This window comes from Streptomyces sp. NPDC032126, from assembly GCF_055580085.1.
The window spans coordinates 22847-45863 of sequence record NZ_JBVIMA010000007.1; the positions used below are offsets into that span (position 1 = coordinate 22847).

Below are 23017 nucleotides of genomic sequence, written 5' to 3' on the forward strand. Positions count from 1 at the left end.
CCGCTTCCGCGCTGTTCACAGCGCTCGGAGGCCGTTGATCACGTCGCGCAGAATACTCTCGTCCGGCAGTTCGGCAGGGGGTACGGGCCGGTTCACATGGACGAATCCCGCGTCCACGAGATCTCCGACGAGGACCCGGACCACTCCGATCGGCAGGTCGAGTTCGGCGGCGAGTTCGGCGACCGACTGGGGGGCGTTCCGGCACAGCCCCACGATGTCCACGTGCTCCGGGGACAGCGAGGGGTCGGTGTCGGGGTCGTCCGCGTGGGGCTCGGTGACGACCACCGCGATCAGATCGAGGCGGTGCTGGGCGGCGTGACTGGTGCGACCGCGCGTCATGGCGTAGGGACGGACGACCGGTCCCGCCTCGTCGTCGAACCAGTGACTTCTCACCTGACCGTCTGCGCTCATGCCATCCCACTACCCGCCCGAGGGCAGATCGGTGCGCGCGGCGGTGCCCAGATGTACGCCGACACGCTTGACCAGCAGCGTCATCTCGTACGCCACGAGACCGACGTCGGAGTCGGCGTCCGCGAGGACGGCGAGGCAGGAGCCGTCGCCGGCGGCCGTCACGAACAGGAAGGCTTCGTCCAGCTCGACGACGGTCTGCCGGACACTGCCCGCGTCGAAATGGCGGCCGACGCCCTTGGCGAGGCTGTGGAATCCGGAGGCGACGGCGGCCAGGTGCTCGCTGTCCTCCCTGGTGAGGTCCCTGGACGCACCCGTGGGCAGTCCGTCGCTGGACAGGACGACGGCCTTGCGGATGCTGCCGACGCGATCCACGAGTTCGTCGAGGAGCCAGTTCAGCTCGCGGCCTTCGGTCGTCGTGTGGCCGGTCGCCTTTGGTGCGGTCATCGACCGTCCCCCTTAGTCGTTCCTTGTGGTGCTGTGCCGCTGTGGGCGTCGTCGCCCGCGGCGTTCTCTGCGCGGCCGCGCTGCCAGCCGCGCTGGAGCGAGGCCATACGGCTGCGGACTTCGTCGGCGTCCCGGTCGGCCGGGTCGGGCCGCTCCTCGGTGGTCCGGGCGGCGGCCTGTCTCAGCTGCGGGGCGAGGTTCGCCTGCCGGACACGGCGGGGAAGGGCCCCTGGCGCGGAGCCGGGCTCATGAGGCGCGGCACCCCCGGGCCTGCCGTCCCGGCCGCTCGGCAGTGCGCCGGAGTCACGCCGCGGCTCGATGCCGGGCCGGTCGGCCAGGTCGCCGAGGTGGTCGGATGGGGTCGTGGTCTGCCGGCTGCGCCGTGGGAGCGCCGGAGGTTCCGCCGGTCGGTCGGACGGACGGCCGAGTCGGCCCTGCGCGCCCTCGGTGGACGGCTCGGACGTGGCTCCGGCCCGCGGGATCTGCGGGGTCGCACCGCGTCGGCGCGTGGGCAGCGGGGCCGGGGAGCCGTCCTTCGATCGGCGGGCGGCTGTTTCCTCGCCGGCTTCGACGCGGCGGAGGCGCTGGTCGCCGACGGGGCGTCCGTGCGAGCTGACGAGCTTGGGTGCCCGGTGGGGCAAGGGCACCGGCGCTCCGGGCTCGCCGTCGGCGAAGGGCGCGTCCGCGCCGCGCGCGTCGGAGGGCCGGAGGAACGGCTCCTCGGGGCGTCCCCCGGTGGGTTCGTCCGGCGGGTGGACGAGGGAGTGGCGGGGGCGGAAGAGCCCGCCACGCTCGCTGTCGTCGTCCAGGGCGTCCGGGAAGTCGCTGAGCGCGTCCAGGTCGACGGGCGCCTCGAGTTCGACGGGGCCGTCCAGCAGAGGGCCGGGGAGTCCGGGGAGCTGGACGGGCACCTGGGAGAGGGCGGCCCTGCGGCCGTCGGCGGCCTCGTTCTCCTTGGGCGGCCTGGGCCGGTCGAGGCGGAAGCCGATGCCGTTCGTGTCGGGCACGTCGTCCGTCAGCAGCGCGTCGGGGATGAACACCACGGCCGTCGTACCGCCGTAGGGCGAGGGCTGCAGGGAGACCCGGACGTTCTGGCGCTGGGCGAGGCGGCTGACCACGAAGAGGCCGAGCCGGTCGGTGTCGGACAGCTCGAACTCGGGCGTTTCGGCGAGCCGGAGATTGGCGTCCAGGAGGGCTTCGGGCGCCATGCCGAGGCCGCGGTCATGGATCTCCAGGGTGAAGCCGTTGGCGACCCGCTCGCCGAGGACCTGGACGGCGGTGTGCGGCGGGGAGAACACCGTGGCGTTCTCCAGAAGCTCGGCCACGAGGTGGGTGACGTCGGCGACGGCCGGGCCGGTGATGGCGACGCGCGGCAGACGGCGCACCTCGATGCGCTCGTAGTCCTCGACCTCGGCCACGGCCGCCCGTACGACGTCCATGAGCTGGACGGGCTTGCGCCACTGCCGGGAGGGGGCGGCGCCGGAGAGGATGACCAGGCCCTCGGCGTGCCGGCGCATGCGGGTGGTGAGGTGGTCGAGGCGGAAGAGGTCGGCGAGTTCCTCGGTGTCCTCGGTGCGGCGTTCCATGGTGTCGAGGAGCGTGAGCTGCTTGTGCAGGAGGACCTGGCTGCGGCGGGCGAGGTTGACGAAGACCTCGGAGACGCCGGCGCGCAGCTCGGCCTGTTTCACGGCGGCTTCGACGGCGGCGCGTTGCAGGGTGTTGAGGGCCTGGCCGACCTCACCCATCTCGTTCTTGTCGTACTGAAGGCGCGGCACCTCGGTCTCCACGTCGACCTGTTCGCCGGCGGAGAGGCGGCGCATCACGCTGGGCAGCCGGACGCCGGACGCCTCGTGGGCCTCCAGCCGCAGCTGGCGCAGGTCACGGATGAGGCCACGGCCGATGCGGACCGACAAGAAGAGGGAGAACAACACCGCGATCAGACCGAGGACGCCGGCTACGGCGGCCTTGAGGATGACCTCGATGGCGACCGGGCGGACGCGATCCTGGTAGCGGTCGTGCGCCTGCTCGTCGAGATTGCCGAGCTCTTCGAGGGTGTTGCCGGCGGCGGTGTCCCAGCTCTGGGCGGAGACGCCGCGGGGCATGCCGCCGGGTTCGGTGGCGGCGACGGCCTTCTCGGCGGCGTGCAGGGGGGCGACGGTGGCGTTCTTCCAGAAGCGTTCGTAGCGCTCGCCCTCGGCGTCGGGCAGTCGGGGCGAGCTGATGGTGTAGACGGCCTCCCGCTGGGCCTCCAGGTCGGAGACCTGACGGATCTCGTCGCGGCTGAGCCTGCCCACGACGAGGGCGGAGCCGAGCAACGCGTCCTCGCGGGAGAGCAGTTCGCGGGCGCGGGCGACGTCGACGAGGGCCCGGTACTGCTTGTCCAGCTCCACGCTGTCGACGGCGTCGAGCCGGGTGAGGAGTTCATAGCCGGGGTCGATGAGCCGGTTGTAGAGGTCGAGGGCCTGGGCCCGGGTGACGGTCCCCTCCTCGACGCTGCCGCGCAGGGACTCGACACCGTCGAGGGCGTCCAGGAGCGCGGTCAGGCTCTCGCTGTCGTCCTGGTCCAGGAGGTCCCGGAGGTCGGGGTCCTTGGCGTTCGAGCGAAGGTCGGCGACGGCCTTGTCCGTGGCGGCGCGGGTGCGGCGCAGCGCGGCGAGCGCGTCGGCGGCCCGGGGATCGGCGAGGTAGACCAGGGCCTGGCGGCGTTCCTGCTGGACGACGCGAATGGTGTCCTCGACCGGGTAACCGACCTTCTCCGTCAGGGAGGACACGTTGAACAGCCTGCTCGCCTCGCGTCCCGTGATGACCGTGGCGAAGCCCCAGATGGCGGTCAGGGACACCAGCGGCACGAGAAGCAGCGCCACGATCTTCCGGCGGATCGACTTCCCGCGAAAGCGCATGGCCTCCCCCAGCTCGGACCCCCGGTCACTGGGGGTACACATGTGCGTCAACAAACGCCGCGAGCCTACTACCGCCTCAGAGGTAACTCGAAGAGCCGTCCGGAAGCAGAACTTCCGCACTCGGGCCGGGAGATGGGGAGTTGTCCGGGCATTGGGGGAGATTGCCTCCCTGTCACCGGCGGCGTCGACGGGAGCCCATGGGAGGCGTTTCGGCGACGAATTGGCCAGAATTTATCGTCCCTTGGGAATCTTCGTGGCGTCTTGTTCGTCCTACTCATTGGGAATGGGGGCGGAATCGGCCACATGGGCCGCGTGCCGCACCCCGGCGGCGTAAAACAGCGCAAGCCGGGCAGCCACTGGGGAGCCGGATCACAAGCCGGGCGAGCGGTCTGCTGGCGGTGGGGAGTGACACGTTGATGGGCACGGCGGAGCGGCGCGAGGCGCCCGAGGACGCGGCGACAGGGTTCGAGGCGGCGTCACGGGTCGTCGAGGCGCCGGATCGCGACATTCCGGCACACGGGACGACACGCGATCGCGGGACGGCGGATGAACACGGCGTTCCCGCGGGTACGGGCGGCCGACCAGTGGGGCCGAAGGGACATCTGACCGATCGACAGGCGGAGCGGGCCGGCGCCCGGCAGGAGCAGCCGTCCTATCGACCACTGTGGATCGAGGAGCCCGCACGGCGTCGGCGGATGCCGGATCCGGTGCGGAGGTCCGCCGTGCGCGCGGTGCTCGTCATCGCCGTGACGCTGCTTCAGGCGATGGTGGCCTTCCTGTGCACGATGGCCGGATCCTGGCTGGCCTTCCCCATGGTGATCAGCAGTGTGGTGAGCACCGTGGTGGCGACCTGGGGCGTGCTCGACGTCTGGGTCACCCGCCAGGTGTGGAACCAGCGGTACGGGGTCGTCTCGGCCCCGAGCAGCACCGCCCGGGCCCTGCGGCGCGAGCGGCGCCGTGCGCGACGCCAGGAGCGGTCCGCGGAGCGCGCGCAGGAGCGGATACGGCGGCGGGGTGGGGCGGGACAGCTGTCGCATCCGTGACGCAGGCGCCGGAGGTGACGGGGATGGCGTCGGGGAGACGCAGGGCCCGATTGGGCGTCCACCCACTCGCTCCCCCGCGTGCCCCGCCCCCCTCAGCGTCGGCTTCCGGCACCGCGCCGCCTCCGCTCCCTCTCCCCGGTCAGGCGATCCCGGACCCCACCTTCCCTTCCTCTCGGGCGAGTTCGCGGCGTGCCCGCATGAAGGGGCGGGGGCGGTCGATGGCGAGGACCGCGGTGGTTCGGCCGTCTCGTTCGTAGCGGGCGAGGAAACCGCCGTCGGCCGGTGACTCGCCGCCGGGGGCGGGTGACCCGCCGCCCTTGGCCGAGGACTGGCCGCCGTCGGCCGGTGACCCGCCCACGCCGAGCGCCCCGTCGCTCTCCCCCGGTAACCCATCGGTCGCTACGCCCTCCGTGATGTGGACGATGTCGCCCTCCCTGCGGCGGCCGGCGAACTGGATGCGGGCGCCGTACTGGTCCGACCAGAAGTACGGCACTGAACGCACGATGGCGGTGGTGCGGCCGGCGAGCAGGTTGGCCACGGCTACACGGGGCTGTTCGGTCGCGGAGGTCCAGTGCTCGGCGCGACTTCCCCCCACGCGGGCCACATCGCCGACGGCGACCACCTGGGGCAGGGACGTGACACAGCCGTCGTCGCACAGGACGCCGTCGTGCAGGGCGAGGGTCGAACCCGCTAGCCAGGCGGTGTTGGGGGTGGCACCGATGCCGACGATGACGACATCGGCCGGGAGGATACGGCCGTCGGTGAGCGAGACGCCGCTGACGGCGGCCGTGCCGAGCAGTCCGGCCACGCCGGTGCCGGTGACCAGTTCCGTTCCGCCTCGGCGGTGCAGTGCGGCGCACACGGCGGCCATCTCGGGGCCGAGCTGGGGCACGAGCGGCAGCGCGGCGGCCTCGACGACGGTCACGGCGTGGCCGAGAGCGGCGCAGGAAGAGGCGGTCTCGGCTCCGATGAAGCCGCCGCCGATGACGACCACCCGGCGGGGGCCCTGGGTGAGGTCCGCGCGCAGGGCGAGGGCGTCGTCGAGGGTGCGCAGGGTGTGGACCCCGGGGAGGCTGCCGCCCGGCAGGCGGCGGGCGGAGGCGCCGGTGGCGATGACGACGCCGTCGGTGGAGACGGTCCGGCCGTCGTCGAGGAGGACGGTGCGGCCGCGGGGGTCGAGGCCTCGGGCGCGGGTGCCGAGGTGCCATTCGGCGTCCAGGCCGTTCATCTCCTCGGCGTCGGTGAGAGCGAGCTGTGCGTCGTCGGTGCGGCCGGTGAGGAAGTCCTTGGAGAGGGGAGGTCGGTCGTAGGGTGCGTGGGGCTCGTCGCCGATGATCACGAGGCGTCCGTCGTAGCCCTGGGCGCGGAGCTCACGTGCGGCGTACAGGCCGGAGAGGGAGGCGCCGACGATGGTCACGGTCCTCATACGGGGAGCCTCCTCCCGGCGGGGTGGTGCGTATCGGATCGGCGGTGCGAGGGGGCCCGACCGCTCACGGCGGCACCGTGGCGCATGCCACCCAAGCCAGCAATAGCCGGAACGCCCCACCCGCGCGGCCCGCCCCCGAACCGCAGCCCACAGGCGTCCTCTCGCGGCCCACCAGCACCCTCCCGCAGCCCACCGGCGTCCCCCGTCTCCACACCCTTCACGCCCTTCACGCCGCCGTCCCCTCCTCCGCCGCCAGGTGGACGTGGATGACGCCGTCGTCGACGGTGACGCGGTGGGTGCGGACGGGGCGGCGGGCCGGGAGGCAGGTGGGTTCGCCAGTGCGCAGGTCGAAGGAGGCGGCGTGCAGCGGGCATTCGACCAGGCAGCCCTCCAGCCAGCCCTCGGAGAGCGAGGCATCCTGGTGGGTGCAGGTGTCGTCGATGGCGTACAGCTCGCCGTCCTCGGTGCGGAAGACGGCGACGGGCGGGGTGGTGTCGACGCGGACGGACTCACCCTCGGGGAGGTCGTCGAGGCGGCAGACGGGAATCACGGGCCCCCCTCTCGGTCCCGGGACAGCGGCCCCGGGCCTTGCGGTCCAGGTGGATCTGGGAGTTCTCAGGGATGGTGGAGCGTCGTCGATCCGGGTACTCGAAGCCGTTCGGGCCGGTCCGGGCCGCTCGCCCCCTTCCGGGGATCGGACAGTTCGGTACCATGATGTTTCGCATGGCGCACCAGAGGGCGCTATGCGCAACAGAATCCGGGCGGGGTGACCGTCGCGTCAAGGGTTTCCCGCAGATGCGGCCCAAACAGGGCCGTCAGGTGGTGAGAGTTGAGCCATGGCCCGCACGCAGAAGCAGTCCGGCACCGGCGAGGACACCGACGGCGCTCAGGAGAAGCGGGGCGGCAGGGGCGCGGCCAGCGCCGTGCAGTCGGTGGACCGGGCCGTGAGCGTGCTGGAGATCCTCGCACGCCACGGCGAGGCGGGCGTCACCGAGATCGCTGACGAGCTGGACGTGCACAAGTCGACCGCGTTCCGGCTGCTGGGCGTCCTGGAGAACCGCGGCCTGGTGGCGCAGGCCAAGGATCGCGGCAAGTACTACCTGGGCGCCGGCGTGCTGCGCCTGGCCGGGGCGGCGGCGGTACGCCTGGACATCTCCCAGGAGGGTGTGCCGGTCTGCCGGGAGCTGGCCGACGAGCTGGGCGAGACGGTCAACATCGCGGTGCTGGACGACGACGCGGCGGTCAACATCATGCAGGCCCGCGGCACCGCCTCCGTCACGGCGCAGAACTGGCTGGGCCGCCGCACCCCGCTGCACGCCACATCCAGCGGCAAGGTGCTGCTCGCGCACATGCCGCCGACGCTGCGCGAGGGCCTGCTGGCGCGCCCGCTGCCCCGGTTCACGGACCGCACGATCACCGGCGCGTCGATGCTGCGCTCCGAGCTGGAGGCCGTGATCGAACAGGGCTACGGCGTCACGATCGAGGAGCTGGAGCTGGGCCTCGCGGCGGTGGCCGCGCCGGTCCGGGCCCATGACGGCAAGGTGATCGCCTCGATCAGTGTCTCGGGGCCGGTGTACCGGCTGAACGCGGACCGGTTGCCGGAGTTGGCGAAGCGGACCGTGGCGGCGGGCGCCGAGCTGTCCCGCCGTATGGGCTACGGCTTCTGACGGAGGCCGGGGCCGGCCGTCGTAGACGCCCCGCTCAGGGGGAGCACAGGCGCGGAACAGTGGCGCGGGACCGGGAAGTTCCTGGTCCCGCGCCCCTGTGTGTCGGGCGGGTTTCGGGCGGCCGCGCCCTTTTGCCAAGGGTTAACTCGCACCTCTTGACGGGCCCTTGGCGCCGTTCTCAGTATGTTCCCCATCGCGCAACCCATCGCTCAATGCGCAACAGCAGAGGAGCATGTCGTGCCGCATGAGGTCCGTGCCGTAGTCGCTGTCGAGAAGGGCGCACCCGTCGAGGTGCGGACGATCGTGGTCCCGGATCCAGGGCCCGGCGAGGTTCTCGTGGCCGTGCAGGCCTGCGGGGTCTGCCACACGGATCTGCACTACCGGGAGGGCGCGATCACCGATGACTTCCCGTTCCTGCTGGGCCATGAGGCGGCCGGCACGATCGAGGCGGTCGGCCCGGGCGTCACGGATCTGCGCCCCGGCGACTATGTGGTGCTCGCCTGGCGCGCGCCCTGTGGCACCTGTCGCTCCTGTCGCCGGGGTCGGCCCTGGTACTGCTTCGACTCCCGTAACGCCGCCCAGCCGATGACCCTGCTCGACGGCACACCGCTGAGCAACGCCCTGGGCATCGGCGCGTTCGCCGAGAAGACGCTGGTCGCGGCCGGTCAGGCGGTGAGGATCGACCCGGCGGCGCGCCCGGAGGCCGCGGGTCTGATCGGCTGCGGTGTGATGGCCGGATACGGCGCGGCGGTCAACACGGGCCGTGTGGGCCGTGGTGACTCGGTCGCCGTCATCGGCTGCGGAGGTGTCGGCAACGCGGCCATCGCGGGCGCCTGTCTCAACGGCGCGATGAAGGTCATCGCGATCGACGTCGACGACCGCAAGCTCGACCAGGCCGAGAAGTTCGGCGCCACGCACACGGTCAACTCGCGGGGCACCGACCCGGTCGAGGCGGTACGGGAACTCACCGGTGGTTTCGGCGTCGACATCGCGATCGACGCCGTGGGACGGCCGGAGACCTTCACCCAGGCCTTCTACATGCGCGACCACGCGGGCACGCTGGTCCAGGTCGGCGTCCCGTCCCCCGAGATGAAGGTGGAACTGCCCCTCATCGACGTGTTCTCGCGCGGCGGCGCCATCAAGTCGTCCTGGTACGGGGACTGTCTGCCGAGCCGGGACTTCCCCTACCTGATCGACCAGTACCTGTACGGGCTGCTCGACCTCAACGCGTTCGTCTCCGAGACCATCGCCCTGGGTCAGGTGGAGGAGGCGTTCGCCAAGATGGACCGGGGTGAGGTGCTGCGCTCGGTGGTGGTCCTGTGAGCGGACGGAGCCGGATCGAGCGCGTGGTCACCTCCGGCACCTTCAGCCTCGACGGCGAGACCTTCGACGTCGACAACAACGTCTGGCTGGTGGGCGACGACGAGGACGTCCTGGTCATCGACCCCGCGCACGACGCCCGTACGATCCACCGGGCGGCCGCGGGACGCCGGGTCGGCGCCATCGTCTGCACGCACGCGCACGACGACCACGTCTCCGCCGCGCCCGAGCTGTCCCTCCTGACCGGGGCGCCCGTCCTCCTCCATCCCGACGACCTGGACCTCTGGTCGCTCACGCACCCGGCCCGCAAGCCGGACGGCGAGCTGACCGACGGCCAGATCGTCACCGTCGCCGGGACCGATCTGTATGTGATCCACAATCCCGGCCACACCTGGGGCAGTTGCTCGCTCTACGCCCCCTCCCTGAACGCCGTGTTCACCGGCGACACCCTCTTCCACGGCGGCCCGGGCGCCACCGGGCGCTCCTACTCCGACCGCCCCGCCATCGAGACGTCCCTGCGCGACCGGCTGCTCACCCTCCCCGGTGCCACGGTCGTCCACACCGGGCACGGCCCGGACACCACCATCGCCGCCGAGCGGCCGCACGTACCCCGTTCCTGAGCCCGCTCACCTCCACCCCGGCAAGGAGGGGCATGTCCAGCACCCCCGCACCCCCGTCCCCCCGCGTGGTCGTCATCGGCGCCGGCATCGTCGGCTGCTCGCTCGCCGACGAGCTGACCGCCCGTGGCTGGACCGATGTCACCGTCCTCGAACAGGGACCACTGCCCGCACCCGGCGGATCCACCTCGCACGCGCCCGGGCTGGTCTTCCAGACCAGCCCCTCCAAGACCCTCGCGGAGTTCGCGAAATACACCGTCGAAAAGTTCAACTCCCTGGAGGTCGACGGAGTTCCCTGCTTCCAACAGGTCGGCGGACTGGAGCTGGCCACCACTGCGGAACGCCTCGCCGATCTGCACCGCAGGGCCGGTTACGCGGCCTCCTGGGGCATCCGCGGCGAGGTCGTCGACGCCGCACGCTGCAAGGAGCTCTGGCCGCTGATCGACGCGTCGACGGTCCTCGGCGGCTTCCAAACACCCGACGACGGCCTGGCCCGCGCGCTGCTCGCGGCCCGCGCCCAGATGGAACGCGCCACCGCGCGGGGCGCCCGCTTCCTCGACCGCCACACCGTCACCGGCATCGAACGCGTCGACGGCCGGGTCACCGGCGTCGTCACCGACCGCGGATCGTTCCCGGCCGACCACGTCGTCTCCGCCGCCGGATTCTGGGGCCCGGTCATCGGCCGCATGGCCGGAGTCGACGTTCCGCTGCAACCGCTGGCCCACCAGTACGCCAGGACGAAGCCGCTGCCCGAGCTGAGCGGCGCCACGGCCGAGGCCTCGCGGCCCATCCTCCGCTTCCAGGACCGGGACCTGTACTTCCGCGAGCACACCGACCGCATCGGCATCGGCTCCTACGCGCACCGGCCGCTGCCCGTCGACCCGTTCGCGGTCCTCGCCTACGACGAGGCGCGCGCCCGGGGCAGGGACATGCCCTCCTCGCACCCTTTCACCGCGGAGGACTGGGCGCCCAGCTGGGAGGACTGCCGCCGGCTCATCCCCGCGTTGCGCGAGACGGAGATCGACACCGGTTTCAACGGCGTGTTCTCCTTCACCCCCGACGGGATGCCGGTCCTCGGCGAATCGCGCGAGCTGCGCGGATTCTGGCTGGCCGAGGCCGTCTGGGTCACCCACTCGGCCGGTGTGGCCAAGGCGGTCGCGGAGTGGATGGTGGACGGGCGCCCGGCCCTCGATCTGCACGAGTGCGACCTCACCCGTTTCGAGGACGCCCAGCGCTCACCGTCGTACGTCCGCGAGCGCGGTGCGCGGCAGTTCGTCGAGGTGTACGACGTCCTGCATCCGCTCCAGCCGATGGAGCAGCCGCGTCCGCTGCGCGTCAGCCCTTTCCACGCCCGCCAGCAGCAGCTCGGCGCGGTCTTCCTGGAGGGCGGCGGCTGGGAGCGCCCGCACTGGTACGAGGCGAACGCCCCGCTCGCGGAAGGGCTCCGGCTCCCCGAGCGCGACGCCTGGTCGGCCCGCTACTGGTCCCCCATCGCCGCCGCCGAGGCCCGGGCCACCCGCGAGAGGGTCGCCCTGTACGACATGACCCCGCTGCGCCGCCTCGACGTCAGCGGCCCCGGCGCCCTCGACTTCCTCGACCGCATGACCACCAACAACCTCCGCAAGAGGCCCGGCGCGGTCACCTACACCCTCCTCCTCGACGAGACCGGTGGCATCCGCTCCGACCTGACGGTGGCGCGGCTCGCCCCCGACCGCTTCCAGATCGGCGCCAACTCCCCCGCCGACCTGGACTGGCTGCTGCGTCACGCCCCGGCCGACGTCCAGGTCAGGGACATCACCTCCGGCACGTGCTGCATCGGCGTCTGGGGCCCGCTGGCCCGCGCCCTGGTGCAGCCGCTGACCCACGACGACTTCTCCCACGAGGGCTTCGGCTACTTCCGGGCGAAACAGACCTACGTCGGGCACGTCCCGGTGACGGCCATGCGCCTGTCGTACGTCGGTGAGCTCGGCTGGGAGCTGTACACGACCGCCGACCTGGGCCTGCGCCTGTGGGACACGCTGTGGGAGGCCGGGCAGGAGCACGGCGTGGTCGCCGCGGGCCGGTCCGCCTTCAACTCCCTGCGCCTGGAGAAGGGATACCGGGCCTGGGGCGTCGACATGACCGACGAGCACGACCCGTTCGAGGCGGGCCTCGGGTTCGCGGTGCGCCGGGACAAGGAGTTCGTGGGCCGGGCGGCGCTCGCCTCCCGCGACACGCCCCCCGCGCGCAGGCTCACGCCCCTGCTGCTCGACGATCCCGGCGCCGTGGTCCTCGGCAAGGAGCCCGTGCACGTCGACGGTGTCCCGGCCGGTTACGTGACCAGCGCGTCGTACGGCTACACGCTGGGCCGCTGCATCGCGTACGCCTGGCTGCCCGCGCGTCTCAAGGCGGGGGACGGCGTCGACATCGCCTACTTCGGCGAGAAGGTCCCCGCGACGGTCGCGGAAGAGCCGCTGTTCGACCCGAAGATGACCCGCATCCGCCGCTGAAACCGCCCGAGCCGCCCGAGCCGCTCGACCCGACCGCGCCCCCGCTCACCCGACCGCGCCCCCCGCTCGGCCCTCTCGCCCCCCGACCGCCTCGCCGCCGCGACCGCCTGAGGAGCATGCCCGTGACGACGACCCAGAGCTCCGCCGCCCACCTCCCCGGTTCCCCCAGCCTGATCGCCACCCTCCCCGGGCACTACTACACCGACCCGGAGATCTTCCGGCAGGAACAGGAGCGCGTCTTCGAGTCGCTGTGGTTCTGCGCGGTGCGCAGCGCCGACCTCGACAAGCCGGGTGCCTTCCGCACCGTGCAGGTCGGCGGCGAGAACGTCCTCATCACCCGCGGCCGCACCGGTGAGCTGCGCGCCTTCCTCAATGTGTGCCGGCATCGCGGGGCGCGCCTGTGCACCGAGGAGTCGGGCGAGGTACGGCGCAGTCTGCAATGCCCGTACCACGCATGGACGTACGACCTTGACGGCAGATTGATCGCGGCACCCAACTTGATCAAGATGCCGGACGTCGACCGTGTCGAGTACGGGTTGATCAATGTGGCCCTGCGCGAATGGCTCGGCTACGCCTGGGTGTGTCTGGCCGCCGAACCGCCCTCGTTCGAGGACACGGTGCTGCACGCCGCCGTGGAGCGCCTCGGGGACGCGGCCGCGATCGAGCACTACGGCACCGAGGGGCTGGCCCTGGGCCGACGGATCACCTACGACGTGAAGGCCAACTGGAAGCTGATCGTCGAGAACTTCATGGAGTGCTACCACTGCGCGACGATCCACCCCGAACTCACCGACGTGCTACCGGAGTTCGCGGACGGCTACGCGGCCCAGTACTACGTCGGACACGGAGCCGAGTTCGGCGAGGACATCCGCGGGTTCACGGTCGACGGCAGCGAGGGCTTCGCCCGGCTCCCCGACGTCGCCGAGGAACAGGACCGGCGCTACTACGCCATTACCGTCAAGCCGACGGTGTTCATCAACCTCGTGCCCGACCACGTCATCCTGCACCGCATGTTCCCGCTGGCCGAGGACCGCACGGTGGTGGAGTGCGACTGGCTGTACGCGCCCGAGGTGGTGGCGTCGGGAGCGGACGTGTCGAAGTCGGTGGAGCTGTTCCACCGGGTCAACGTCCAGGACTTCGAGGCGTGCGAGCGCACACAGCCCGCGATGTCCTCGCGCGCGTACCGCGCAGGCGGTGTCCTGGTACCCAACGAGCATCACATCGCGATCTTCCACGCGTGGGTCACGGAGCGGCTCGGCCATCCGGCCGGCCCCGCGTGTTGACCGTCACATTCGGCATGGATCGAGGGCGGCCGGTTAGACGCCCACCCGCGGCGCAGCCCGCGATCCGGCCCTGACCAGGAGGAACGACCAACATGCCCGAGCTCTTCATCGGCGGAGCGTGGCGATCAGCGCTCGACGAGCGCACCCGTGAGATCCGCTGCCCCGCCGACGGCTCACCGGTCGGGGTCGTCGACGAGGCGGGCGGCAAGGACACGGTGGAGGCGATCGCCGCGGCCCGCCGGGCCTTCGACGAGGGCCCCTGGCCGCGGACCTCCCCCGCCGACCGCGGTGACCTGCTGCTGCGGGTCGCCGACCTCCTCGTGCGCGACAAGGACGCGCTGGCCCGCGCGGAGTCGCTGGACACCGGCAAGCGGCTGGTGGAGAGCGCCTACGACGTGGACGACGTCGTCAACTGCTTCCGATACTTCGGACGGTTGATCGCCACCGAGGCCGGTCGAGTCATTGATACGGGCATGGACCACGTTGACAGTCGCGTCATCCATGAACCGGTCGGGGTCTGCGCATTGATCACGCCATGGAACTACCCACTGCTGCAGACCGCTTGGAAGGTCGCGCCCGCCCTCGCGGCCGGCAACACCTTCGTGCTGAAGCCGAGTGAGCTGACCCCGCACACCGCGATCCATCTGATGCGGCTGCTGGAGGAGGCCGGACTGCCCCCGGGCGCAGGCAATCTGGTGCTCGGCGCGGGCCCCGAGGCGGGTGCCCCGCTCGGCGACCACCCGGACGTCGACCTGGTGTCCTTCACCGGCGGCCTGGAGACCGGACGGCGGCTGATGGCGGCCGCCGCCGGGACGGTGAAGAAGGTCGCCCTCGAACTCGGCGGCAAGAACCCCAACATCGTCTTCGCGGACGCCGACTTCGACACCGCCGTCGACATGGCGCTGACCGCTGTGTTCCTGCACTCCGGCCAGGTGTGCTCGGCGGGGGCGCGGCTGCTGGTCGAGGACGGGCTGCACGACCGGTTCGTGGCCGAGGTCGTGCGGCGGGCGTCCGGCATCCGCCTGGGCGGGCCGTTCGACGAGCGCGCGCAGACCGGCCCGCTGATCTCCGCCGCCCACCGCGACAAGGTCGAGGCGTACGTCGCGCGGGGCGTGGCGGAGGGCGCGGTGCTGCGCTGCGGCGGCGCGCGGCCTTCCGGAGCGGGCCTCGACGAGGGGTTCTACTACCCGCCCACGGTCCTGGACGAGTGCACCGGTGACATGTCGGTGGTGCGGGAGGAGTCCTTCGGACCCGTGCTCACCGTCGAGCGCTTCCGCACCGAGGACGAGGCGGTCCGGCTCGCCAACGACACGATCTACGGCCTCGCCGGCGCCGTCTGGACGAGCGACGAGGCCAAGGCCGCTCGCGTCGCCGGCCGGCTGCGGCTGGGCACGGTCTGGATCAACGACTACCACCCCTACGTCCCGCAGGCCGAGTGGGGCGGCTTCAAGCAGTCCGGCTTCGGCCGTGAACTCGGGCCCGCGGGACTCGCCGAGTACCGCGAGACGAAGCACATCTGGCGCAACACGGCCCCCTCCCCGCAGGGCTGGTTCGCCTGACCCGCGGCACCACCCCCTCCAGACCCGGCACCCGCACCGAGCCGCTCCCTCCCCTCCCTCCCCCAGGCCCACGAGGAGTCCGCTCATGACCACCACCGAGCAATCCCCAGAACCACACCACCACCACGACGACGCCGAGCTCGCCGAGTTCGGCTACAAGCCCGAACTCAAGCGCACCCTCGGCAACTTCCACACCTTCGCCGCCGGGATCAGCTACATCTCGATCCTGACCGGCACCTTCCAGCTGTTCTACTTCGGCTACGGCAGCGGCGGCCCCGCCTACTGGTGGTCGTGGCCGATGGTGTTCGTCGGCCAGTTCATGGTCGCCCTGTGCTTCGCCGAACTCGCGGCCCGCTACCCGGTCGCGGGCTCGGTCTACAACTGGTCGAAGAAGATCGGCAATCCGCACCTGGGCTGGCTCGCCGGATGGATGATGTTGATCGCCTCGATCGTGTCCATCTCGGCCGTGGCCCTGGCCTACCAGTTGACGCTGCCGCAGATCTCGTCGTTCTTCCAGTTCGTCGGCGACGGCACCGGCAAGTACGACGTGGCGACCAACGCGGTCGTCCTCGCGACGGTGTTGATCGTCTTCACCACGGTGATCAATGCTTTCGGCGTCAAGCTGATGGCCACGATCAATACAGCCGGCGTGTTCATCGAGTTGATCGCCACGGTCGTATTGATCGTCCTGTTCGCCGTTCACATCACACGTGGCCCGCAGGTGGTCATGGAGACCAACGGGACGGGAACCGGCTACGGGACCGGATACCTCGGCGCCTTCCTGGTGGCGTCGCTGGCGTCGGCGTACGTCATGTACGGCTTCGACACCGCGGCCTCGCTCGGCGAGGAGTCGCTGGACCCGTCCCGCAACGCCCCGCGCGCGATCATCCGCGCGATCGTGGCGTCGTTCGTGCTGGGCGGACTGGTCCTGCTGCTCGCCCTGATGAGCGTCTCCAGCCTCAAGGGCGACAAGCTGTCCACGGACGGCCTGCAGTACATCGTGCTCGACGTGCTCGGTCCGACGGCCGGCAAGGCGATGCTGTGGTGCGTCCTCATCGCGGTCACGGTGTGCGCGCTCGCGGTGCACACGGCGGCGATCCGGCTGGCGTTCGCGATGGCCCGGGACAACAACCTGCCCGCTTCCTCGCTGATGGCCCGGGTCAGTCCGCGTTTCCAGACGCCGGTCGTGCCGGCCGTGATCATCGGTGTGCTGGCGCTGGCCATCCTCGTGGTCAACATCCGCCAGCCGCAGATCTTCACGGTCGTCACCAGCATCGGCATCATCATGATCTACCTCGCCTATCTGGGCGTCACCGTGCCGATGCTGGTCGCCCGGCTGCGTGGGAGGTGGCAGCCCGCGGGCGACGGCAAGTTCTCCCTCGGCCGCTGGGGACTGCTGGTCAACGTCGTCGCGGTCCTGTGGGGCGCGGCGATGACCGTCAACCTCATCTGGCCCCGCGCGTCGGTCTACAACGCGGCCGCGCCCTTCCACTGGTACCTGAAGTGGGGTGCCGTGCTGTTCGTCGCGGTCATCGCGGGCGGCGGCTACGCCTACTACTGGTTCGTCCAGCGCCACCGCACCGGCGTCCTCGCCGAGCACCGGCTTCAGACCCCTTCCGCCCCGACCGCACCCCTCGCCGCCCCGGCGGCCGACTGAAGGAGGTCAACACCCCATGACCATGGATGAGTTCGACTATGTCGTGGTCGGCGGCGGCACGGCGGGCAATGTGGTCGCGGCCCGGCTGACCGAGGACCCCTCGGTCACCGTGTGCGTGCTGGAGGCCGGCCCGAGCGACCTCGGCGACGACGACGTGCTGCGACTCGAACGCTGGATGGGCCTGCTGGAGTCCGGCTACGACTGGGACTACCCGGTCGAGCCACAGGCCAGCGGCAACAGCTTCATGCGGCACGCGCGCGCGAAGGTGCTCGGCGGCTGTTCCTCGCACAACTCCTGCATCGCCTTCTGGGCCCCCGCCGAGGACCTCGACGACTGGGCGGCGAAGGGCTGTACGGGCTGGGGCGCGGCCGACGTCTTTCCGCTCTACCGGCGGCTGGAGACCAACGACGCGCCCGGCGACCACCACGGCCGCACCGGCCCGGTGAAGCTGCGCACGCTCAAGGGCGAGGACCCGTGCGGCACCGCCCTGCTGGAGGCGTGCGCACAGGCCGGGATACCGACCACGCCCTTCAACACGGGCAGGACCGTGGTCCGGGGCGCCAACTGGTTCCAGATCAACTCCGACGAGAACAACATCCGCCAGTCGTCGTCGGTGGCCTATCTGCACCCCGTCATGGACAAGCGGCCCAACCTGGAGGTCCGCACCGGCGTACGCGCCAAGAAGCTCGTCCTGGAGGGGCGGCGCTGCGTCGGCGCCGAGTATGTGGACCCCGACCTGGTGCACACCCGGACGGTACGGGCCCGGCGCGAGGTGATCGTCTCGTGCGGCGCGATCGACTCCCCGAAGCTGCTGATGCTGTCCGGCATCGGCCCGGCCGCGCATCTGCGGGAGGTGGGCGTCGACGTGGTCGTGGACTCCGCGGGCGTCGGCGAGAACCTCCAGGACCACCCCGAGGGCGTCATCATGTGGGAGGCCCTGCAGCCCATGCCCACCACGTCCAGCCAGTGGTGGGAGGCGGGGATCTTCTACGACACCGAGCCCGGCCTGGACCGGCCGGACCTGATGTTCCACTACGGCTCGGTGCCGTTCGACATGAACACGGCGCGGCACGGCTACCCCACGTCGGAGAACGCGTTCTGCCTCACGCCCAACGTCACGCGCGCGAGGTCGCGCGGCACCGTGCGGCTGCGCACCCGCGACTACCGGGACAAGCCGAGGGTGGACCCGCGGTACTTCACCCATGAGCACGACGTGCGGGTGATGACGTACGGCCTGAGGCTGGCGCGCCGCATCGCCGGGCAGCCCGCGCTGAGCGGCTGGAAGGGTGCCGAGCTCGCCCCCGGACCGGACGTGCGCACGGACGACGAGCTGCTCGACTACATCCACAGGACGCACAACACCGTCTACCACCCGTCCTGCACCGTGAAGATGGGCGCGGACGACGACCCCATGGCCCCGCTCGACGCGCGGCTGCGGGTCAAGGGGGTCGCGGGGCTGCGGGTCGCCGACGGCTCCGTCATGCCGGACCTGATCACCGTCAACCCGTGCATCACCACGATGATGATCGGCGAGAAGTGCGCGGACCTGCTGAAGGAGGACGCCCGTTAGGGCCGCTTGAACATGCGGGTCGCCGTGATCTCGCTGTGCGCCGCCTCTCCGGCCGGGATCTGCTCGGGCAGTCCCGGCCGGAGGTGTTCCTCCACGCTGATGTACTTCAGGCCCGCCCTCAGGTCGGCGTCGTTGCGCAGGCGGATGACCAGCGGGAACTCCGCCAGCGCGGTCGTGTCGAACAGGCCGGTGGTGTAGAGGAGCTGGACGCCGAGGGCGTCGGAGACGGCCCGCTGGAGCTCCAGCAGATACGTCGCGTTGGCGCGGCCGATCGGGTTGTCGAGGAACAGCGTGCCCGCGTGCCGGTGCTTGTCGCGGCCCCGGTCGTTGGAGCGCAGCGCCGCCATGGTGCAGTACAGGGCGATGGCGGCGGTGAGCAGCTGGCCGCCCGAGAACACGTCGCCCATCTGCCCGACGGGCACCCGCTCGGCGCGCAGCACCGCGTCGGGCTTGAGGATCTCCACGGCGACGCCCTTGGGCTGGAGCGCGGCGGCGACGCCCCGCAGCAGCAGGGACATGCCGTCCCGCCGCAGGTCGGAGTTCTTCTTCACGGCCGCGCGCGTGGCCTCGTCGATGACCTCGCCGAGCCGCTCGGTGAGCGTGGCCTGGTCGGGCTCCTCGAAGCGGATGCGCAGGAACTCCTGCCCGGACCACTCGCCGAGCCCCTCGGGCAGCCGGGAGAGCCGCTGGGCGGACCTGAGCGTCGCCAGCGCGGACTCCACGAGTCCCCGCAGCCGGTCCACGATGGAGTCCCGGTTGCGCTCCAGCTGGGCCAGCTCGTCGGTCAGGACCCGCAGGCGGGGCGCGAAGGCGTCCGCCCACTTCTGGGCGTGCTCGGGCAGCGCGGCGGCGGGCAGTTCGCGGATCTGCTGGCGCGCGGGGGTGCGTACCTGCTCGTAGCGCGTGGAGTTGGCGTGGCGTACGAGGACGTCGCTCGCCTCGCGCACGGCGGCCTCGGCGGCGGACAGGTCGGCGGCGCAGCCGCGCAGCGAGCGGCGGGCCTCGGCGGCGGACTGCCGGGCGTCGTCCAGGCCGCCGGGGTAGGGCTCCGGCTCTTCCTGGTCCTCCTCAGGGGTGTGCTCGCGCAGCAGGTCGCGCAGCATCACGGCGATCTCGTCGAAGCCGCCCGCCCCGTCCTCGGCGGCGCGGTGGGCGTCCAGCAGCTCGCTGTGGGCCTCCCGCGCCTGACTCAACGCCTCGGTGCGGGAGGCGAGTTCGGCGGTGGCGGTGCGCAGCAGCGCCTGGGCGTGCTCCGCGTCGCGCGGCTCCATCTCCTCGGGCAGCCGGGTGTGGGCCTCGCCGTCCTCGGGCGCGTGCCGCTCGGCGTCGCCGCGCAGCCGGCCGAGCTGCTCGCTCGCGGTGGACATCCGGGTCTCCAGGAGCTGGACAAGCTCCTCCGCGCGCGCGACGGCGGCCTGCCGGGAGGGCCCGTCGGCCCCGTCGGGCGACTGCAACAGTTGCTCCGCGCGCGTGCGGACCTTGTTGCTGAGGCGGTCCAGCTCGGCGCGGGCGGCGCTCTCGTCGCTCTCCGCGCGGGCCTGCTCGGCGCGCAGGTCGGCGCCGACGCCGACCTTCTCGTACACCTGGGAGGCGGACCGGTAGGCCTCGCGCAGCGCGGGCAGGGACGCCTTGGGCGTGTCGTCCCCCTCGGTCTCCGGTACGTCGTCGGGGGCGCCCGCGATCTCGGAGCGCTCGGCGCGCAGCGCACGCGCGGTGCGGCGGGCGTCGTCGGCGGCACGCTGGGCGGCGCGGCGGTCCTCGTCGGCGGCGCGGGCGCGCTCCAGGCACACCTGGGCGCGGGCCTCCGACTCGGCGGCCTCGTCGGCGAGTTCGCGCAGTTTGACCTGCCAGCCCGCGCGCTCGCGCAGCCGGAAGGCGAGCCCGGCGAGGGCGTCGGCGGCGCGCCGGGCCTTCTGGGCGGCCTCCTGCCGCTCGTCGCGCAGCTGGGCGGCCTCGGTGGCGGTCTCCTCGGCCTCGGCCCGCGCGGTCCGCGCCTCGGCCAGCTCGGCCTCGGCCTCCTCGGCGAACGCCCGCGCCTCTTCGGCGGCCTGCGCCAGCTCGGCCAGGCGGCCGGCCGGGCAGCCCGTGCGCCAGGAGGCGAGGCGCGCGGCCAGCTCCCGGTCCTTGCCGAGGCGGGCGGCGAGCCGCCGGATCTCCTCGTCGCGCTCGGTGGCCCGCGCGCGCAGCGCCTGCCGCTCCTCGTCGGCGGCGTGCTCGTCGTGCATGGCCGGGTTCGGCGGTACGAGGAACACGTCGCCCTTGTCCGCGTCGGCGGCCGGGGTGGGGGCGAGCAGGGCGGCGGCGGTGCCGACGGCGACGGCCGAGCGGGGCAGCAGGGCCGCGTCGCCGAGGGCTTCACGCGCGCGTGCGTGCGAGGCGGGGTCGGTGATGATCACGCCGTCGACGAGTTCGGGCCGGGCGGCCAGCACGCGCGCGTGGTCGGCGGGGTCGACGGCCTGCGCGAGGTAGCGCCAGCCGGGCAGCGCGGGGATGCCGTGCTCGCCGAGGAACTCGACGGTGGCGAGGACGTCCGGTCCGGGCGGCAGCAGTCCGCCGTCGCCGAGCGCGCCGAGGATGCGGGAGTCGTCGGCGGCCGCGGTGCGCAGCTCGAAGAGCTGCCGTTCGGCGGAGGACACGGCGTCGTCGAGGAGTTCGCGCAGTTCGTCGGCGTACCGGTCGAGGTCCTCGGGGGTGAGGGCGGTGTCGTCGCCGGCGTGGCGCGGCTGCGGCACGGCGTGGTGCCCGGAGCCCCCGGTCAGGCCCAGGAGCTCGGCGAGGCGCTCCTCGGCGGCGAGGGCTTCGGCGATCCTGCGCTCGGCCTCGTGCGACCGCCTGGCCGCGGTGGCCGCGTCCGCCGCGCGGGCGGCGGTCAGCTCGGCGCGTGACTCCGCGGAGGCGGCCTCGCGCGCGTGCTCGGTGGCCCGCCGGGACGCCTCGCGCGCGGTGTCCCAGGCGGCGACGGCGGCCTTCTCGGCGTCGCTGGCGGCCAGGGCGGCGCGGGCCGGGTCGGCGTCGGGTGCGCTGTCGTCGAGCCAGCCGGCGCGCACGGCCTCGGCGGTCTCCTGCTCGACCTCGGTGAGGCGCTGGCGCAGATGCCCGGCCTCGCTGCGGGCGCGCTGGGCTTCGGTGGCGGCGGCGGTGGAGTCGCGGTGGGCGGCCTCGCCGACCTCCTGGAGGGCGGCGGAGCGCTCCTCCTCCTCGTTGGCGAGGTGCTCGGCGCTCTCGGCGGCCGCGTGCAGGGCGCGGACGAGCTCGACGGCGGCCTTGGCGCGGGCGGCGAGGGCCGGGGCGGCGTCCCGCTCGGCCTCCTGGATCGCGGCGGACACACGGGTGACGCGGTCGGTGGCGGCGCGGTGGCGGAGCACGGCCTCGGCGGCCTGCCAGGCGGAGTGCAGGGTGCGCGCTTCGGCGAGTTCGCGCTTCTGCGCGGCGGCGGTCTTCTCGGCGGCGGCGAGCGCCAACGAGGCGTTCCGGAAGGCGAGTTCGGCGGCGATGAGGGCGCTGCGCTCACGGGCGCCCTCGGAGTGGGTGACGGCGTACGCGGCGGCGGTGACCCGCTGGGCGAGGTCGGCGGCGCGGGCCCGCTCCTGGGCGGCCCGCGCGGACAGCCGGCGGGCGAGGGCGCGGGTGCGCCGCTCGGCCCCGGCGTGGATGTCCCGCGCGCGGGTGCGGGTCTCGGCGGCCTCGACGATGCGCCCCAGCAGGTCCACGGACCCGGCGGTGAAGTCCCTTTCGGCGATGAGTTCGGCGCGCCGGCCCAGTTTGTTGCCGAAACCGCTGACGAGGTCGGCGAGTCCGTCCGTGTCCCGGGTGTCGGTGACGGCGCGCAGCAGCAGGTCGGTGAAGTCGGAGTCCTTCTTGACCGCGAAGAGGCCGGCGGCCTCGCCCTCGTCGGCGTTCATCTCGCGCTGATAGCGGAAGAGTTCGGGGTCGAGACCGAGGTCGCCGAGGTGCTCGATCCAGCGGTCGTGGATCTCCTCCCAGTGCACCTCCAGGTGCGGGTACGCCTTGCCCGCCTCGGTGATGGCGTCCCGGAAGCCCTTCATGGTGCGCCGCCGCCCCTGCGCGCCGGAGGCGCCCTCCACGGGCGGGCGTACGGCGGTGGACTCGGCGACCGGCAGATTGTCCAGGGTGAGCCCCGGGCCGGGCCGGAAGGAGTACCAGGCCTCGGCGAACTTGCGCGGGTCGTTGGACACCTGGCGGCCGCGCCACTCGCTGGCCTTGCCGACGACGACGCACTCGCCGGTCAGCACGTGCTGCCACTCCAGCGCGACGTGTCCGCAGTCGTCGGCGAGGAGGAACTTGCGCAGCACGCCCGAGCTGGCGCCGCCGAGGGTGTTGCGGTGGCCCGGCAGCATCACCGAGAAGATCAGCTTGAGCAGGACGGACTTGCCGCCGCCGTTCTCCAGGAAGAGCACACCGGCGGGTGCGGGGCGGCGCGGCGGGCCGACCGGCTCCTCCGCGAAGAGCTCCGCCTGCGTGGGCGCGGGTTCGGGCACGACGTCGCCGACGCCTCGCAGGTCAAGCACGGTGTCGGCGTAGCGCGCACCGGCGGGCCCGATGGAGTAGAGGCGGACCCGGGACAGCTCGTACATGGCGGACTCTCGTCAGTCTTCGTGAAAGGTGCGGTG

Annotated in this window: 15 protein-coding genes; 9 read left to right on the forward strand and 6 right to left on the reverse strand. The window is 72.4% G+C overall.

Features of this window, described 5'->3' with window-relative positions; genetic code table 11:
* Nucleotides 1-15 precede the first annotated feature (15 nt).
* The 3 genes from ACZ5NW_RS25305 to ACZ5NW_RS25315 are packed head-to-tail and all read right to left on the reverse strand — an operon-like array spanning nucleotide 16 to nucleotide 3755.
* Entirely contained in the window at nucleotides 16-411 is a 396-nt protein-coding gene (locus tag ACZ5NW_RS25305) for a DUF742 domain-containing protein (protein ID WP_468746202.1), read from the reverse strand.
* Between the two features lie 9 nt (nucleotides 412-420).
* The gene (locus tag ACZ5NW_RS25310) at nucleotides 421-855 is read right to left on the reverse strand and encodes a roadblock/LC7 domain-containing protein (protein WP_468746203.1); all 435 of its coding nucleotides are present in this window, start codon (nucleotides 853-855) and stop codon (nucleotides 421-423) included.
* Nucleotides 852-3755, reverse strand: a complete 2904-nt coding sequence (locus tag ACZ5NW_RS25315) for a nitrate- and nitrite sensing domain-containing protein (RefSeq protein ID WP_468746204.1) — start codon at nucleotides 3753-3755, stop codon at nucleotides 852-854. The genes ACZ5NW_RS25310 and ACZ5NW_RS25315 overlap by 4 nt, the downstream gene beginning before the upstream one ends.
* 416 nt (nucleotides 3756-4171) lie before the next feature.
* Here ACZ5NW_RS25315 and ACZ5NW_RS25320 point away from each other — a divergent pair, with 416 nt between their 5' ends.
* Complete coding sequence (locus ACZ5NW_RS25320) at nucleotides 4172-4798, forward strand: hypothetical protein (protein ID WP_468746205.1); 627 nt, start codon at nucleotides 4172-4174, stop codon at nucleotides 4796-4798.
* Between the two features lie 139 nt (nucleotides 4799-4937).
* Here the strand turns inward: ACZ5NW_RS25320 and ACZ5NW_RS25325 are convergent, their stop codons facing one another.
* Both ACZ5NW_RS25325 and ACZ5NW_RS25330 read right to left on the reverse strand, forming a co-directional pair.
* The gene (locus ACZ5NW_RS25325) at nucleotides 4938-6224 is read right to left on the reverse strand and encodes an FAD-dependent oxidoreductase (RefSeq protein WP_468746206.1); all 1287 of its coding nucleotides are present in this window, start codon (nucleotides 6222-6224) and stop codon (nucleotides 4938-4940) included.
* Nucleotides 6225-6450: 226 nt separating this feature from the next.
* Nucleotides 6451-6774: a bifunctional 3-phenylpropionate/cinnamic acid dioxygenase ferredoxin subunit gene (locus tag ACZ5NW_RS25330; RefSeq protein WP_468746207.1), complete on the reverse strand. Its 324-nt coding sequence runs from the start codon at nucleotides 6772-6774 to the stop codon at nucleotides 6451-6453.
* Nucleotides 6775-7060: 286 nt separating this feature from the next.
* Here ACZ5NW_RS25330 and ACZ5NW_RS25335 point away from each other — a divergent pair, with 286 nt between their 5' ends.
* The 8 genes from ACZ5NW_RS25335 to ACZ5NW_RS25370 all read left to right on the forward strand — a co-directional run bounded on the left by ACZ5NW_RS25335 (nucleotide 7061) and on the right by ACZ5NW_RS25370 (nucleotide 18386).
* Nucleotides 7061-7891 (forward strand): IclR family transcriptional regulator, encoded by an 831-nt coding sequence (locus ACZ5NW_RS25335; RefSeq protein ID WP_468746208.1) that lies wholly within the window; start codon nucleotides 7061-7063, stop codon nucleotides 7889-7891.
* A 237-nt stretch (nucleotides 7892-8128) separates the two neighbouring features.
* Nucleotides 8129-9214 carry an S-(hydroxymethyl)mycothiol dehydrogenase gene (locus ACZ5NW_RS25340; protein WP_468746209.1) on the forward strand — a complete coding sequence of 362 codons (1086 nt, stop codon included), beginning with the start codon at nucleotides 8129-8131 and terminating at the stop codon, nucleotides 9212-9214.
* Nucleotides 9211-9831, forward strand: coding sequence for an MBL fold metallo-hydrolase (locus ACZ5NW_RS25345; RefSeq protein WP_468746210.1), 621 nt, complete (start codon nucleotides 9211-9213; stop codon nucleotides 9829-9831). Before ACZ5NW_RS25340 ends, ACZ5NW_RS25345 begins: the two co-directional genes overlap by 4 nt.
* A 32-nt stretch (nucleotides 9832-9863) precedes the next feature.
* On the forward strand, nucleotides 9864-12317 hold the full coding sequence (locus tag ACZ5NW_RS25350; protein WP_468746211.1) for a GcvT family protein: 2454 nt from the start codon (nucleotides 9864-9866) through the stop codon (nucleotides 12315-12317).
* 116 nt (nucleotides 12318-12433) lie between these two features.
* Nucleotides 12434-13600, forward strand: a complete 1167-nt coding sequence (locus tag ACZ5NW_RS25355; protein WP_468746212.1) for an aromatic ring-hydroxylating oxygenase subunit alpha — start codon at nucleotides 12434-12436, stop codon at nucleotides 13598-13600.
* A gap of 92 nt (nucleotides 13601-13692) precedes the next feature.
* A complete protein-coding gene (locus ACZ5NW_RS25360; RefSeq protein ID WP_468746213.1) occupies nucleotides 13693-15159 on the forward strand; it encodes an aldehyde dehydrogenase family protein in 1467 nt (488 codons plus the stop codon).
* Between the two features lie 85 nt (nucleotides 15160-15244).
* Nucleotides 15245-16816 (forward strand): APC family permease, encoded by a 1572-nt coding sequence (locus ACZ5NW_RS25365; protein WP_468746214.1) that lies wholly within the window; start codon nucleotides 15245-15247, stop codon nucleotides 16814-16816.
* A gap of 16 nt (nucleotides 16817-16832) precedes the next feature.
* Nucleotides 16833-18386, forward strand: a complete 1554-nt coding sequence (locus ACZ5NW_RS25370; protein ID WP_468746215.1) for a GMC family oxidoreductase — start codon at nucleotides 16833-16835, stop codon at nucleotides 18384-18386.
* Here the strand turns inward: ACZ5NW_RS25370 and ACZ5NW_RS25375 are convergent.
* Nucleotides 18383-22981, reverse strand: coding sequence for a hypothetical protein (locus ACZ5NW_RS25375; RefSeq protein WP_468746216.1), 4599 nt, complete (start codon nucleotides 22979-22981; stop codon nucleotides 18383-18385). The two genes, ACZ5NW_RS25370 and ACZ5NW_RS25375, sit on opposite strands and share 4 nt — an antisense overlap.
* Nucleotides 22982-23017 lie beyond the last annotated feature (36 nt).